Here is a 15,240-nt window from a genome sequence, read left to right as displayed (position 1 = left end):
CCGCTCGACCACAGGCCGAGCGCGGCCCGCACGCGACGATACGGGCAATCAGCATTCAGCAATCAGTATCCCTATATGACGAAGGTCGGAACGATATTTTATGAACGGAAAGCGAGTCCTCGTCACCGGCGGCACGGGGTTCATCGGCTCGAACCTCGCAAACGCGCTCGCCACGGACAACGACGTCGTCGCCCTCGACAACGGCTTTCTCGGCACGGTCGACAACCTCGAGGACGAGGTTACATACGTCGAGGCGGACGTCCTCGACGACGACCTCCCTACTGACGTCGACATTGTCTACCACCTGGCGGCGCTCTCGAGTCGGCAACTGCTCGAGGACCACCCGCGGGAGGGGACGCGAGTGAACGTCGAGGGGTTCGTCAACGTCGTCGAGCAGGCGATGGCCGACGGCTGTGAGACGATCGTGTACGCGTCGACCTCCTCGATCTACGGCGACCGGACCGAACCGACCCCCGAGGACGTCCCCATCGACGCCTCGACCGGCTACGACGCCTCGATGCTCGCCAGGGAGCGCTACGCGGAGTACTACAACGACTTCTACGACGACCTCGCGCTGGCCGGCATGCGATTCTTCTCGGTCTACCAGGGGTACGGCGGGGCCGAGAGCCACAAAGGGACGTTCGCGAACACCGTCTCGCAGTTCGCCGAGAAGATCGCCAGCGGCACCCCACCGGTCCTGTGGGGCGACGGCAGCCAGACCCGGGACTTCACGCACGTCGAGGACGTCGTCCGTGGCCTCGAGCTCGCAGCCGAAAACCGGCTCGAAGGCGTCTACAATCTCGGGACCGGGGAGTCGTACTCGTTCAACGAGGTCGTCGACCTGCTCAACGACGCCCTCGGAACCGACGTCGAACCGGTCTACGAACCCATCCCACTGACGAATTACGTTCACGACACCTGCGCCGACAGTTCGACGTTCAGGGATGCGACTGGATGGCGCCCCGAAATCGACTTCGAGGACGGCGTCGAGCGGGTCTGTCGGCCGTACCTCGAGGCTGACGAGAACGACGAGCGATAACGCCTGAGCCCCGGAGAAATCGGCAAATGGGCCTCAGACGTCCCGATCGACGACGAATTCGGTAAACTCGAGCAGCTGCTCTCTCGGTTCCGTCTCAAGGTCGACTGGCAGGTCCTCGAGCGCCCCCCGTGCCTGTTCCGAGAACTCGAGCGCGCGCTCGCGGGCGTACTCGATGCTCTCCGCGGCCTCTATTATCGCGAGCGCCTCGGCGATCTCCTCGTCGGTGTTGGCGTCCGTTTCGAGGATCTCCTCGAGTCGACCCGCTCGGTCGGGGCTTGCGTTTTCGATGGCGTGTAACACCAGCAGCGTCGTCTTCCCCTCCCGGATGTCGTTGCCGAACTCCTTGCCGAAGTCACCGGCCCGTCCCAGCGAGTGCTCGACGTCCAGGATGTCGTCGCCGATCTGGAACGCGATGGCGGTCAGTTCGGCGTACCTGGCGAGCGCGTCCTCGACGGCCGTCGACTGGTCGGTGACGATAGCCGCCAGTCTGGCGACGATCCGGCTCAGACACCCGGTCTTGCAGGCGCACATCTCGAGGTACTGCTCGGTCGAGATGCGGACCCCGCGCTCGTTGTGCCAGCAGATGTCCATCCCCTGGCCGAGGTGCGTTCGGTTGAGTTCGTACAGCAGCATCTCGTAGGCTCGAAGCCGCGTTTCTGCATCGAGGTCAGCGGGATCGTGCGTCAGGATCTTCAGCGGGAGAAAGTACATCGCGTTGCCGGCGTTCAGGGCAACGTCCTCGCCGTGGACGTGGTGGAGCGCCGGTTCGCCGCGTCGAATCGACGCCCCGTCCTCGACGTCGTCGACGATGATCGTCCCGTTGTGGAGGATCTCGGGAATGCAGGCGTAGGAGAGGAACGCTTCGGGATCCTCGCCGAGCGCCTCGACGAACACGAGAAACAGGACGGCCCGCCACCGTTTGCCGCCGCGGTCCAGGAGGTCCCAGAGCGGATCGGCGAGCGCGCGCTGGATCCCTTCCGGATCGTACGCGAACGTTGGCTCACCGAAGAACGCCTCCAGGTCGTCGCCGTCGACCTCCCGTGGGAGTATCTCGGCGATGGCGTCGTCGATCACCGGCCGCCACTCGGCAAGCGCCTCTCGCATACGTCTCACCCTCGCTCGGTGTGGACAAAAAGCTTCAGTTTCTGATGAATCGGTCGTCGTTCTGACGGTGAATGCAGGCGGTGACCGTCGCTCACGTACTCACCTACTCGAGCCGGGCGATTCGTACTCGCGTGATGACAATCGCTCGCGTGACGACAGTCATCGGGACGATGTCGACGCAGCCCTTACTCGAGTCCCTCGGCGTAGGCGACGTCGACCTCGGTCGCTTCCGGGTGCCGACCGTCGAGCGGGAGTTTCCACCCGTCGAGGACCGACGGGTCGTTCTGCGCGTTCGTCAACGTAGTCCGGACCTCGAGCAGGTCGACGCCGTAGAAGTCGTTCGGAACGCCGTGGAGGTACTGCAGGGCGGTGGCGAACAGGCTTCGCATCCCGTCGTCGTCCTCGAAGTCGACGTACTTGTAGACGCCAGCGGCGACCTGTACCATGCCGTGGAGGAACTGGCTCTCGACCGTTCCGCGGCCGTAGTTGTACCACTCGTCCTCGAAACAGTCGTGGCTCGCGTGGTAGTCGCCGGCATTGAATAGTCTGACGCCGTGAACCGTCGCCTGCCGGAGCGTTCCGTGTTCCCAGCGGTCGAGTTCGGGCCGCCAGCCCGTCGGCGCGCTCGAGTCCGACGGCGGGTCCACGTCGGGGGCTCGTGTGTGTTCGTCCACGGGCGGATAGAGGAGGGGCAGGGTAAAACGTCTTGGCGCCTCCGCGCGAACCGCCGAGCCGTTCCCGGGGTCGTAGATTGGCCGGAGCGCTTATAGGATTCGATTGACGAATGGGAGTAATGATCTATCCGTCGCAACGGTGTGTGGCGTGTGGCGAACGGCTGTTCGCCCACGTCGACGGCGGGGTCGTGTGTCACAATTGCGGGGCCCGGTACGACCAGGACGATTCCGACGGAAGGGGCGAATCCTCGGACGGTCCTTCGTCCCCCGACTCCGGCGGTTCCCGAGGGAGCGAGACGGAACTCGTCGTCGAGGCCGTCTCGCACATCGACCCGCCCGAACCGACCGAGCGTGCTCACGAACGGGACGATAAACGTAACCGCAACGCGACGCCGATTCTCCTCGAGACGCCATCGTCCTGAGCCGTTCCCGGGGTCCTCGCGAGTAGCGTACCGCCACTCGTTTTCTGCCGTTCGTATCGCGTTCAGTCCTGCTATCACCGACGTTACCGCAGATCAATTTCACGCGGATCGTGACTCAACTCGTCCACCTCGCCTCGAGCACTCGCCAGGTAGATCGCACTGTTGACGAGGCCGATGTGGCTGAACGCCTGCGGGAAATTGCCGAGGAGTTCGCCGGTCTCGGGTTCGATTCGCTCCGACAGCAACCCGAGCGGCGAGGCGTGCTCGAGCACGGTGTGGAAGATGTCCTCGGCCGCGTCGACCCGGTCGGCCAGCACGAGCGCGTCGACGAGCCAGCAGGTACAGAACACGAACGTCCCGTGGACGTCGGGGACGGCCTCGCTCCCCTTCGTTCGGTAGACCAGCCCCTCGTCGGTCGCGAGCTCCTCCAGGACGGTGTCGAGCGTCGCCGTCACCCGGGGGCCGTCCGGCGGGAGGAACCCGTACAGCGGGATCAGGAGACAGGACGCGTCGAGTGCGGTGTCCGTGTCGAAGTGCTGGACGAACGACCCCGCGCGCTCGCTGTAGCCGTGCTCGAGGATCGCCTCGCGAACCGCCCGGCGCTCCGATCGCCACCGCTCGAGCGGCGCCTCGACGTCGTGGTCCTCGGCGAGCGTGATCCCGCGCTCGAGAGCGACCCAGCAGAGGAGCTTCGAGTGGACGTAGTGACGCTGCTCGTCGCGGTACTCCCAGATGCCGTGATCGGGCTCCGACCAGACGGAGCACACGTGATCGACCAGCGCTTCGATCGCCGCCCACTCGTCCTCGTCGAGGTCGCCGTCGCGGACGAGCGTCTCGTAAATCGCCTGCACGATGGCGCCGTAGATGTCGTGCTGGTTTTGCGTCGCGGCCGCGTTCCCGACTCGAATCGGCGTCGAGTGGCGATAGCCCGAGAGTCCCTCGAGTTCGTGCTCGGTGAGGTCCGTCTCGCCGTGGACGCCGTAGACGGGTTGCATCTCACCCGGTGGTTCGGTGACGATGTCTCGAAACCACTCGAAGTAGTCGCGGGCTTCCTCGTCTCGACCCAGGTTGTGCAGGGCCTGAACCGTGAACTTCGCGTCCCGGATCCAGTTGTACCGGTAGTCCCAGTTGCGGTCGGTGCCGTACTTCTCCGGGAGCGACGTCGTCGCTGCAGCGTAGATGCCGCCCGTCTCCTCGTTGATCAGGAGTTTGAGCACCAGTCCCGACCGGAGGACGTACTCGCCCCAGGGGGTGTCGTCGACGAGTGGGGCCGCGTCGTTAATCAGCGAGTCCGTCCAGGATTGCCAGTAGTCGACGGTCGAGGCGAGCGCGCTTCGACACGAGGCGATCGACCTTGGTTCCTGTCTCTGTGCCTCTTTTCCTTCCCCTTCGTCGTCGCGATCGCTCACCCCGTATCGGAGACGGAACCAGACCTCGTCGTCCGCGACCAGCGTTCGCGTGCCGACGACGCGGTCCTCGAGCGCGCGCGGTTCGAACTCGCCACGGACCTCGAGGACGAGGTCGTCCTGGCGCTCGATCCAGTCGGGGCTCGTACTCGAGTCCCCGGTCGCCACGTAGCCGGTCTCCGTCCGCGAGACGGTCGTTGGCGCCTGGCCGTACTCGAACCGCGGCTCGAACTCGAGTTCGACGGTGAGTGTCCCGTCCGTACACCGGACGCGTCGGTAGATTGCGAGCTGGTCTCGGTCGTCGTGGTTCTGATCGCCATCGTATTCGTGGTCGTCGTCACCCCAAACCGGCATGAAGTCCGTAATCTCGAGCGTCCCCGAGCGTGTCGAGAACGTGGTCTCGAGGACGTTCGTTCGGTCGCGGTAAGCCTGTTGGACCTCGTAGCTGTCCGTCGGCCTGACGGCGAAGTGACCGCCGCGTTCGTCGTCGAGCAGGCGGGCGAACACGCTCGGTCCCGCGCTGTGGGGGAAACAACACCAGTCGATCGATCCCGATCGATCGACGAGGGCCATCCGGTCGTCGTTACCGATGATTCCGTACTCGGTGAGTGGCGTATATCCCATGCTCATCTGGTCCCTGCATCGGTCGTTCTTCGAAGCCGTCGCATCTACCCGACCCGTTCCACGACGTCGTGGATAAACGTGGCTCCTGAAATGTCTGCCCGACCGTGCACGGCACGGGAACGGTTTCGACCGCCTTCCGTATGCGTCCCCGACTTATACGGTCACCGTCATTGAAACCGCACTCATCTCGAGACGGTTTCCGTCTCCGGAGTGATCCACATGACCATCGGTTACCACGCCTCCCACGAGCAGTTCGCCCCGAGCGAGTTGCTCGAGTACGTTCGACGCGCCGAAGCGCACGGTTTCGAACACTGCCTGGCCTCAGACCACTTCCACCCCTGGAGCGAGCGACAGGGGGAATCCGGGCACGTCTGGTCCTGGCTCGGCGCCGCCGCCCAGGCGACGTCGATGACTTTCGGGACGGTCAACGCACCGGGCTACCGCTACCACCCCGCCGTGATCGCTCAGGCGGCGGCCACCCTCCGCGAACTCCACCCGGATCGGTTCTGGTTGACCGTCGGCAGCGGCCAGTTGCTCAACGAGGGCATCACCGGCGTCGACTGGCCGGTCAAAGACGAGCGTAACGCTCGCCTCGAGGAGTGCGCCGACGTGATGCGACGGCTCTGGGACGGCGAGGAGGTGACCCACCAGGGCCGGGTGACGGTCGAGGCGGCGAAACTCTACTCGCGACCCGAAACACCGCCGCCGCTCGTCGGTGCCGCCCTCTCGCCCGAGACCGCCGCGTGGCTCGCGGAGTGCGAGTGGGCCGACGGCCTGCTCACGCTCGGGACGCCCGACCACGACGCCGACGCCGAGCGCGTCCGGGCGTTCAAAGAGCGGGCGCCGGACAAACCCGTCTACCTCAAGGTCCAGCTCGCCTACGACGAGACGGACGAGGCCGCCCTCGAGGGGGCCTACGACCAGTGGCGAACCAACTGCGTGCCGGGGCCGGTGACCCAGCAACTGCGGACGCCCGGCGACTTCGACGAACTGGCCGAAGGCGTCGACAGAGAGCAGGTCGAGGAGAACGTCCGCGTCTCGGCCGACCTCGACGAGCACGTCGCGTGGCTCGAGGCTGATTTCGACCTCGAGGTCGACCGGGTGTATCTGCACAACGTCACCACGAACCAGACGGCGTTCGTCGAGGACTTCGGGGAGCACGTGCTTTCGGCGCTCGAGGACGAGGGGTGAACGAAACCGTAGAGTATTCAAAGGCCACCTGCCTACTCGCTAGCGCGTGCGAGGGTAGCCAAGCGGCCAACGGCGGCGGACTCAAGATCCGCTCGTGTAGACGTTCGTGGGTTCGATTCCCTCCCCTCGCATCGCAGTGAGGCGCATGCCGCGCCGAACGAGATGCGGAAGATCACACGGAGCGATCTTCCCTCGCAAAAATTCTATTGAAGCAAACGTACCGAGTAACTCACTCCAAAACCTCGAGACCGGCCATTTCGGCCACCATCAATGCGGTAGCGACGTTGAATGCAAGGCTGATCGGTGCGGCGACGATTGCCGCTATGATCGCACCACCAATCCCGGAGTGAGCAAGAACACTCAACGGGATCGCACAGACGAGCGTCGCGACGACGAGGGTGAGAAAGAACCAGATCGACTGGTGCTCGCTAACGAGGTCGTACGCTCGTTTAATGGCGGACTCGATCCCGATATCTTCCAGCACCAGAACGTACACAGTCGGGAACAGGAGGTACCCGACGACCAGCAAGAGGAAAATCGAAAGGACGAACAGCGGAGGCACGACGAGCAATGGGAGGAAGACGACGAGTATCCCGACGACGACGAGCACTTCCAGCGCGATTATTCGAACGGCGAATTTACGCAGGTTGGCGATGAAATCGAACGACCCAGTCGTGATGCCCGAGGCGATACTCCCGAAGTACCCCGCACTGAGCACACCGGAAATGACGAGATACGTGACGAGCAGTGGGACAGCAAGCACGATTGACTCCATCGTTCCGAATGGCACTGAAACTGTGAGGCCGCCGCCATCGGGCGCATTGACGAAACTCCAGAGATCGTACCGGTAGATAGGAAATGACGCGGAGACGGACATACCATGACTCTGGGCTGTGGCCAGCAGATCACTCACGTTCAGCACCGACGTCACAAGTGGCACGAGTGCCAGTACGAGGAGACGGTCAAGGTGCGCGAACGTACGGGAGAGTAGACCGTCAAGTGAGGGCGGGTTACTACTGGGGGCCTCTCTAGAGGGCGGTGTCATAATCGTATCCTAACAACTCCTCTACAAAAAACTTCTTTATTTTCAATGGGGAGAAACGTTTTACGTCGTATTTTATGCTCTCGAATCACTGATGGCCTCGACAACGACTTCCCTGGAATGCGCGTTTCTGGTTGGTGTTCCATTCGCACCCTGCCTGACCGAATACGAATCTTCGCTGACCCACTCTCAACTCGTGCAACAGTCGCGCCCCGTGTTCAGCGCGGGTGGCGATTGATGTCTCCCGTTTAGGGTTTCAACTGGACCGTTTCCTCCAGTTTGCGTTCGCTTCGGCTTCCGCTGCCCAGGCCTCTACGCCGAACGTCAACCCGCCGCCGTCTTGAGGAGATTAGGACGGAAGTGGGCCCGTGACGTGTGGTAGACGTATGAGACAAAGGACCAGGAAGATCCACAGACCGGTATAGAACTACTATCGACTGTCACCCCTATCGGAACCACGGTTACGATTGGCGTCGTCGTGAGTACGTGTGCGAGACTCTCGAGAACCCTCGAGACCGGCGGCTTCGGGACCAGGACGCCGTCGCGGTGAGAGGTGCGACGAACCGTACACGAGGACGAGTCCAACGGCAATCGCGACCAGAACGACACCGGTGGTAGCTTCGGCCAGCAGATTCAGCCACGGATCTGGAACCCCACCGGGAGCGAGTGCGTCCCTGTCCGCAGGGTGGAAGATTCCCATGGCGTTGATGCCTGCGTGAAAGACAGCGACGGCGAGGACGCTCCCGCCCGTGCTGTTGTACATCCACGTCCAGAGCACCGATCCGGCGAGGATTGTGACGACCCAAATGAACTGCTGAGAGAGCGGCCACCCGCCGTGGGTAGTGTTGGCATTGAGGAACAGTGGCAGGTGCCACCCTGCCCAGGCGACCCCAACGACGAGACTCGACGTGAGCGCGCTGTAGCGCGCTTGCAGGACTGGGAGCATGAAGCCGCGCCAGCCGAGTTCCTCCTGGCCGCCACCCCAGATAATGCCCCATGCCATCGCGAAGACGTAGATGCCGACGAACGGGAGCGAGCCGACGTCGACTGGACCGCCAAAGAGCGCGTACAGGGCGCTTCCCGCAGCGAGAATAGCGATCGGAAGACCGAGCGCGAGGACCCACCATCGTACTCCGATTCGCCACATGAATAACTGTGAAATCCAGGAACGCAGGTCGCCGCCGCTCGCCCAGAGGACCACCGCCGCACCGACCGGTGGCCCGAACGCACCGAAGCCGACCAGAATTGACAGCGTCCACGAGGCCTCCATGTCCGTCGCTGCGAGGACTGCCTGAATCGCCTACGTGAACGCGTACGTGATGAGAAGGAAGCTCACAATACGGTGCTGGGCGATCCAGGATCGAGCAGCCGCGATCATACCTGTTTCTTCGTTCGCGACGATTGTTTATCGACCGGCGATTCTCCCGCCATGAGAGTCATCATCCGTCATGCTTCGATCGTATCCGCAGCACTGATTCCGTGCTGAAGGGGTCCATTGGTTCGGACAACAGTGAACGGTTCGTCCCTGACCGGTCGCAGTATTGACTCTCTCGGCCGTTTTCGAGCGCATCTCGAGCGGTTAGCTGAAAACCACATCACCAGGGAGCGACGCCCATCGACTCGAGCCGAGTTCACTCCGGTCCAATCACGCCCCTTCCTCGAGTCGGGCGTACCGATTCTCGAATCGCTCCCGACACGATGGGCAACAGAAGTGGTAGGCGTCGCCGCCGATGGTCGCCGATTCGCCCTCGCTGTCGACGGTGTTCCCGCACTCCGCGCAGGTTAGCGCGAACGCGGTCCCACCGAGCGACGGGCGCCACTCGACGTCGTCCATCAGCGTGACGCGATACTCGAGGTCGCCGTTTCCGAGCAACTCCTCGAGCCAGCGACGGACGTTTCGCCCCTCTGCACGGGCGTAAAACCAGATGTCGCCCTCGGCGGTCACGAAGAGGTGTTCGACTGCGTCGGCGTCGCCGATCCGTTCTCTGAGCGAATCGACGTCCGCACTCGCGCCCCCAACGTCAACCTGGACGAAGACGGGAACGCCCCCCTGGATCGTCGATCGGTCCACGTCGATCGTGAACCGGTTGATGACGCCGGCGTCCTCGAGGCGGGCGACGCGGTCGGAGACGGCCGGTCCGGACAGTCCGACCGTCTCTGCGATGTCGCTGAACGGACGGCGAGCGTCCTCCCCTAAGAGCGACAGAATCTCCACGTCGATTTCGTCGAGCGTGTGCATACTCCGTCTAGCGATTCGTTCCCTAATAGCGCATCGATGGGGTGCTATCCTCGGGGTCCATACGCATCCCACCCCCGATGCTGGATCGGCTCGCCTATAGCCGGAAATAATTGCCTAAATACATCATCCAGACACATATTATTTTTGGCGACTTTCAGAATACGACGACTGTACGTCTCTTTACTATATTCGGGTGAGGCGGGGTTCGTATGGTTCCCAGACCAGTCGATAACAGATGACAGAGCGTCCCCCCAAAGGAGTAGACGAATCGCCATCCGTCGTGTCGCGCCGGCAGGTCCTCCAGGGAACGGCGGGCGCCGGTCTACTCGCGCTCTTCCCGACGGCGAGTGGTAGCGCCGGCGAGACGACCGAAGTCGTCGTCCGTGCCGAGGACGTGGACGTTCCACTCGTCGCATCCGCGTCCGTCGTCGACGAACTCAAGGCGACGGCCGAGGAGAGCCAGGCCCCCATCGTCGAGTACGTCGACGAAACGGACGGACTCGCGGTGAAAAACCGCTTCTGGCTCGCGAACGCGCTCCTCCTCGAGGTCGACACCAGCGTCGTCGACCTCGAGCAGGTGACCGCCCAGGATGGCGTCTCGGAGGTCCACCCCAACTTTCGCTACGAAATCCCAGAACCAGACGCCGGAACTACCAACCAGGAGACGGGCGACGTGACGTACGGCCTTGAGCAAATCGACGCGCCCGCGGCCTGGGACGCGTACGATGCGCGCGGCGAGGGCGCCCGGATCGCCGTGCTCGACACTGGCGTCGATCCGACCCACCCGGACATCGACCTCGAGTCCGAGCACTTCGCCGAGTTCGACGGCGACGGCGAGCAAGTCGATTCAGAGCCCCACGATTCGCACTATCACGGCACGCACGTGAGCGGAACGGTCGCGGGTGGAAACGATTCCGGCACTGCAATCGGCGTCGCTCCAGACGCGACGTTGCTCGGTGGACTCGTCCTCCCGAATGGGGGCGGGTCGTTCGCCCAGATTATTGGCGGCATGCAGTGGGCGGTCGAGGAAGACGCCGACACGATCAACATGAGCCTCGGGATCGACGGCTACGTGGGCGAGCTGATCGAACCGGTGCGGAACGCGGATCGAGCTGGCACGGTCGTCGTTTCTTCGTCGGGCAACAGCAGGGTCGGAACGTCCGGGTCGCCCGCCAACGTCTACGACGCCTTCGCCATCGGGGCCTCCAACGAGGACGAGGCGATCGCCGAGTTCTCGAGCGGCGAATCGATCTCGACGGAGAGCGCCTGGGGTCACCTCGCTCCGGACGACTGGCCGGACGAGTACGTCGTCCCGGACGTGTCGGCGCCGGGTGTGGACGTAACCAGCGCGTTCCCGGTCGACCATTCGGACGGGCCGTACCACGCCATCTCCGGGACGTCGATGGCGTCGCCACACGTCGCGGGCGTCGTCGGCCTCATCAGGTCGGCGGCCCTCGAGGAAGCCACGCCAGAGCGGGTGAAACGCGCCCTCGCCGCCACTGCCTGGAAACCCGAAGGCGAGTCGGACGACCCCGACATTCGGTACGGGCGCGGGATCGTCGACGCGTTCGCCGCCGTCGGTCGCGTCGCCGCTGATGGCGGCGTCACCGGGACCGTAACCGACTCCGACGGCGCCCCCATCGACGAAGCAACCGTCACGCTCGACGGGTTCCCGGTCGAGACGAACGCCGACGGCGAGTTCCAGGTCCGGGCGATCCCCGGCGCGTACGAACTGACCGCCGACGCGTTCGGCTTCACCGCCGACACCGTCACCGTCGAGGTCGACGACGGCTTTCAGCCAGTCGACTTCACGCTCGGTGACAGCTTCGCAATCGCCGTCGTCGACGGCCAGCCCGAGGGCCTCGAGGCCGGCGAGTCGTTCGACGTGACGGCGAACGTCGCCCACGTCGAGTCGGTCACCGTCGAACAGGTCGGAGACTACGTCGGCGAGGCCTGGCTCGAAGTCGACGGCGAGCCAGCCGCGTTCGGCGAACGCGTCGACTTCGAATCCGCCCGCTCGGACGAGATCACGACCACCGTCGGGACCGAATCCGACGGCGTCGGCAACCTCGAGCTCGAGCACACCTTCGCAGGGCTCGGCGACTCCGTCACCGTCTCGACGGGGCCGACGTTCGTCTACGACGAGCCGGTTCCGATCGGCATCGTCGACGCCGGGAGCGGCTACGCGGCCGACCTCGAGACGATTCTCGCCGAAGCGATGCACCCGCGATACCGGTTCGACCGTCTCGAGCCCGCGGAAGCCCTCGACGCAGCCGAGAGCCGCGAACACGAGGGCTACGTCGTGCAGAACCTGGGCGACGACGCTGACCTCGTCGCCGACTTCGTCGACGTCGCCTCGGCGCCGGAAATCGGAACGGTCTATCTCGACCAGTTCGGCGACGCGAGCGACGCCGTCTCCCAGGTGTCCGATGCCACCGGCGACCCGCGCGAGACGAGCGAGGTCGCCGCCCAGGTACCGTATCCGATCGCGTATCCGATCGAGTACGACGTTTCGGCAGCACACCCCGTGTTCGAGGGAATCGCCGCCGAAGGCGAGAGCATCACCATCACCGAACCCGAGCCAGTTTCGGTCGGGATCGGCGTGTACTACAGCGGGTTCCACAGCTACTTCGAGGGGTACAGCGGCGGCGTCGCCGGCTCGACGGTAGCCTCGACGGCCGTCGCGTCCACGGAGACGGGCGACGGCCTCGCGACCGACGACCTCTCTCGAGTCGTCCACGCGTCGTCGCTCGGCCTCGGGACGTTCGTCGACCGAGACGCCGTCACCGACGCTGGACAATCGCTGCTGGGCAATCTCGTCGCTCACGCCGCCACGACGCCGCCGATCGACGTCGTCACCGCGCCGGCCGAACGGGTGGCTCCCGGTGAGTCAGTCTCACTCGAGGTCGCCGTCGAGAACCTCGAGGAACTGGAAATTGGCGTCACCGGGCTCCAGTTCCTCGACGAGAGCGACCTCTCGCTCTCAATCGATGGCGAGAGCGTCGCCTTCGACGACCCGCTCGAGTACGACGCCTTCGACGGGACGGTCGAGATCACGGTCGACACGTCCGACCGGGTCGGCGAATTCGCGATCAGTACCCGATTCGTCACGCTCGGCGAGCGCGGTCAGTCGATCGAGACGGCGGCGACGTTCCGGCCGACGACCGTCTACGAGTCGCCGCTTCGTGTCCCGGAGCAGGTCGACGACCTGCAGGCGGCGGTGGACTTCGTGCGCGAGGGCGACACCGTCGAACTCGCCGACGGCGTCTACGAGGTCGACGCGCCGGACCGCGGCTTCCAGACCGGTCTGTACGTCGGTACGCCCGGAATCACGATCCGGGGCGTCGGCGGTGCGACGCCCTCGATCGTCCACGAACGGGACCTGCCAGGGCCGCGGATTATCCACATCGGCGCCGACGACGTCACCCTCGAGAACGTCGAGGCGAACGTGATCGACGGCGAGGTGGACGAGAAGAACGCTATCGGCACCGGAGTGCTCGCCGGTGACGGCGCGCGCGACGTGACGATCAGGAACGTGACCGCGGCCGGGACGTTCGGCGTCCAGCTCCGCGAGACGACCGACGTGCTCGTCGAGGACGTCACCGCGTTCGGGACGGTCGTCGGCGTCGGTACCGACTCCGGGTTCTTCGGCACCGTCGACGGTGCGACGATCCGGAACGTCACCGTGACCGATAGCCCCGACTACTCGTTCCAGGGCGGCGTGATCGTCAACGGCGCGACCCGCGTCACCGTCACCGACTGCCACCTCGAGCACGAGGACGGCGACCAGGCCAGCGTGGCGCTCTTCGGTCCCTTCGACGGCGGTGAGGACTGCCGCATCGCGAACAACACAATCGTCGGCCCCGACGAGGAACCCTATTCGGACGATCGGAACAACGGCATCTACGTCGACAGCGTTAACGTCGAGATCGAGGACAATCACATCGTCGACTCCTACACGGGGATTCGCGTCGCGGAGTACGGGTTCGGTACCGACCCGCCAGCGGTCACCGTCGAACGGAACACCATCGAAAACGCCGGGATCGGCTTCCGGCAGTTCGGCGACACGGCGCTGTTCGCGTTCAACGACGTCGAGGCCGCGACCGGTCTCGACCTTGGACCCGGCTACTTTGGCCTCGACGCCGACGCGGTCCTGGCGCGGTACAACGACCTCTCTGCCACCGATCTGCCGTTCCGCGGTGAGCCCGGCGACGGGTGGAACGCACCCGAGGGACCGTTCGACTGTCGCGAGAACTACCTCGGTGATCGGAGCTACGGTGACACCATCGTGGACGGCGACGTCGCGTACGATCCCTACCTGACCGTCCCGCCAGCGGAATTCGAGTCGGGTACCGGGGATGCAGGAGCCCTCGACGTCGACGCACTCGAACCGACAGAAATCGCGACAGACCTGTCCCTCGATCCGGGTGGCTCGTACGCCATCGGCTTCCCGGGACCGACCGATCAGACGATCTACGACGTCCTCGGCGTCGACGGGTACGGCGAGTTCGCCGGCGAAATCGAGATGTGGAACCACGACGCCGGCAAGTGGAAGTCGGTCACCGGCGACGGGAACCTGCAGTACGTCGACACGCTCTACGCGTTCAGGGTGACGCCGGTGGAAGGCGTGCGCGCCGAGGTCCACTTCCAGCGAGCGGACGACCCGCCGGTCGGGCCGGACGGAACGCCACCGGGTCACCGTGATTCCGACCTCGAGAAAACTCACCTCCAGGAGGGCTGGAACTTCGTCGCTGCGCCGGCGTACGGCGACGAGGGAGACGTCTTTGAGATGGACGTCGTCGACTCGATCGACGACTCGCTGCACGCACCCGGTGGGCAAATCGGCGACGGCCAGCTGACCGCCTTCACCGGCTACCTGGTCGAGGCGACGGACGCCCACTGGCTCGACGCCGGGATTACAGCGTACGATCCGACGATAACGGACCTCTACGAAGGGCTCGGTCTCGACCCGCAGATTCACGCGAATCCCGGCCCCTCGACCGACGCCGGTGGGATGGATCGGACGCTCGAGAGCGTGCTCGAGGCTCCCGGCGACGAGGAGACTGTCGTCGACCGGGTAGCCGCCTTCGTCACGGAACGGTTCGCGACCGTCGACCTCGACGCCGAGCTGGACGACGTGCTCGAGGAGTTCTCGACGACGGTGGAGACGACGGCCGCCGAGGCGCCGTCGGCGCACGCCGACCTCGTGGCTGAGGCGACGGATCTCGCGGCCGAGCGGGCCGTCGAGACGTTGATCCAGGCCGATTTCCTCGACGAGGAGGGTGACGAAACGGACCCCGATCGAACCGTAGAGTCACACGAGGAGAAGTACGGAGGCTCGACGCTCTCGAGTATGCGACGATCGGTCGCCACCGACGACTGAGCATCCGATTGGACGGAGCACCGCGGTGACCTCGTTCGGATGGGGCTCCGCGGTGACCTCCGTCCGTGCCGATATCGAATCGCTCGTCGGTTCTCGAGGACGAAGCGGATTAGCCG

10 protein-coding genes and 1 tRNA gene are annotated in these 15,240 nt (G+C 64.7%); 5 read left to right on the top strand and 6 right to left on the bottom strand.

Annotation, left to right across the window (positions count from 1 at the left end):
- Positions 1 to 100 precede the first annotated feature (100 nt).
- Positions 101 to 1,039 (top strand): NAD-dependent epimerase/dehydratase family protein, encoded by a 939-nt coding sequence (locus tag ACFQS4_RS11520; protein ID WP_497901648.1) that lies wholly within the window; start codon positions 101 to 103, stop codon positions 1,037 to 1,039.
- Between the two features lie 33 nt (positions 1,040 to 1,072).
- Here ACFQS4_RS11520 and ACFQS4_RS11515 read toward each other — a convergent pair whose 3' ends face one another.
- Both ACFQS4_RS11515 and ACFQS4_RS11510 read right to left on the bottom strand, forming a co-directional pair.
- Positions 1,073 to 2,143: a polyprenyl synthetase family protein gene (locus ACFQS4_RS11515; RefSeq protein WP_497901647.1), complete on the bottom strand. Its 1,071-nt coding sequence runs from the start codon at positions 2,141 to 2,143 to the stop codon at positions 1,073 to 1,075.
- Between the two features lie 185 nt (positions 2,144 to 2,328).
- Positions 2,329 to 2,817 (bottom strand): DUF309 domain-containing protein, encoded by a 489-nt coding sequence (locus ACFQS4_RS11510; protein WP_497901646.1) that lies wholly within the window; start codon positions 2,815 to 2,817, stop codon positions 2,329 to 2,331.
- A 119-nt stretch (positions 2,818 to 2,936) separates the two neighbouring features.
- Between ACFQS4_RS11510 and ACFQS4_RS11505 the strand changes: the two genes are divergently transcribed.
- Positions 2,937 to 3,239: a hypothetical protein gene (locus ACFQS4_RS11505; RefSeq protein WP_497901645.1), complete on the top strand. Its 303-nt coding sequence runs from the start codon at positions 2,937 to 2,939 to the stop codon at positions 3,237 to 3,239.
- Between the two features lie 83 nt (positions 3,240 to 3,322).
- Here ACFQS4_RS11505 and ACFQS4_RS11500 read toward each other — a convergent pair whose 3' ends face one another.
- A complete protein-coding gene (locus tag ACFQS4_RS11500) occupies positions 3,323 to 5,275 on the bottom strand; it encodes a glycoside hydrolase family 15 protein (protein WP_500193330.1) in 1,953 nt (650 codons plus the stop codon).
- A 213-nt stretch (positions 5,276 to 5,488) separates the two neighbouring features.
- Here ACFQS4_RS11500 and ACFQS4_RS11495 point away from each other — a divergent pair, with 213 nt between their 5' ends.
- Positions 5,489 to 6,460, top strand: a complete 972-nt coding sequence (locus ACFQS4_RS11495; protein ID WP_497901643.1) for a TIGR03885 family FMN-dependent LLM class oxidoreductase — start codon at positions 5,489 to 5,491, stop codon at positions 6,458 to 6,460.
- 48 nt (positions 6,461 to 6,508) lie between these two features.
- Positions 6,509 to 6,591, top strand: a tRNA-Leu gene (locus ACFQS4_RS11490).
- Between the two features lie 98 nt (positions 6,592 to 6,689).
- Here ACFQS4_RS11490 and ACFQS4_RS11485 read toward each other — a convergent pair.
- From ACFQS4_RS11485 to ACFQS4_RS11475, 3 genes are all read right to left on the bottom strand, one after another.
- Positions 6,690 to 7,337, bottom strand: a complete 648-nt coding sequence (locus ACFQS4_RS11485; RefSeq protein WP_497901642.1) for a hypothetical protein — start codon at positions 7,335 to 7,337, stop codon at positions 6,690 to 6,692.
- 595 nt (positions 7,338 to 7,932) lie between these two features.
- Positions 7,933 to 8,772, bottom strand: a complete 840-nt coding sequence (locus ACFQS4_RS11480; RefSeq protein WP_497901641.1) for a CPBP family intramembrane glutamic endopeptidase — start codon at positions 8,770 to 8,772, stop codon at positions 7,933 to 7,935.
- 375 nt (positions 8,773 to 9,147) lie between these two features.
- Positions 9,148 to 9,741, bottom strand: coding sequence for an AsnC family transcriptional regulator (locus tag ACFQS4_RS11475; RefSeq protein ID WP_497901640.1), 594 nt, complete (start codon positions 9,739 to 9,741; stop codon positions 9,148 to 9,150).
- Between the two features lie 235 nt (positions 9,742 to 9,976).
- Here ACFQS4_RS11475 and ACFQS4_RS11470 point away from each other — a divergent pair, with 235 nt between their 5' ends.
- Positions 9,977 to 15,124 carry a S8 family serine peptidase gene (locus ACFQS4_RS11470; protein WP_497901639.1) on the top strand — a complete coding sequence of 1,716 codons (5,148 nt, stop codon included), beginning with the start codon at positions 9,977 to 9,979 and terminating at the stop codon, positions 15,122 to 15,124.
- Positions 15,125 to 15,240 lie beyond the last annotated feature (116 nt).

The organism is Saliphagus sp. GCM10025317 (assembly GCF_042663665.1).
Lineage (GTDB): Archaea > Halobacteriota > Halobacteria > Halobacteriales > Natrialbaceae > Natronosalvus.
This window is presented reverse-complemented; position numbering and strand designations above follow the sequence as displayed.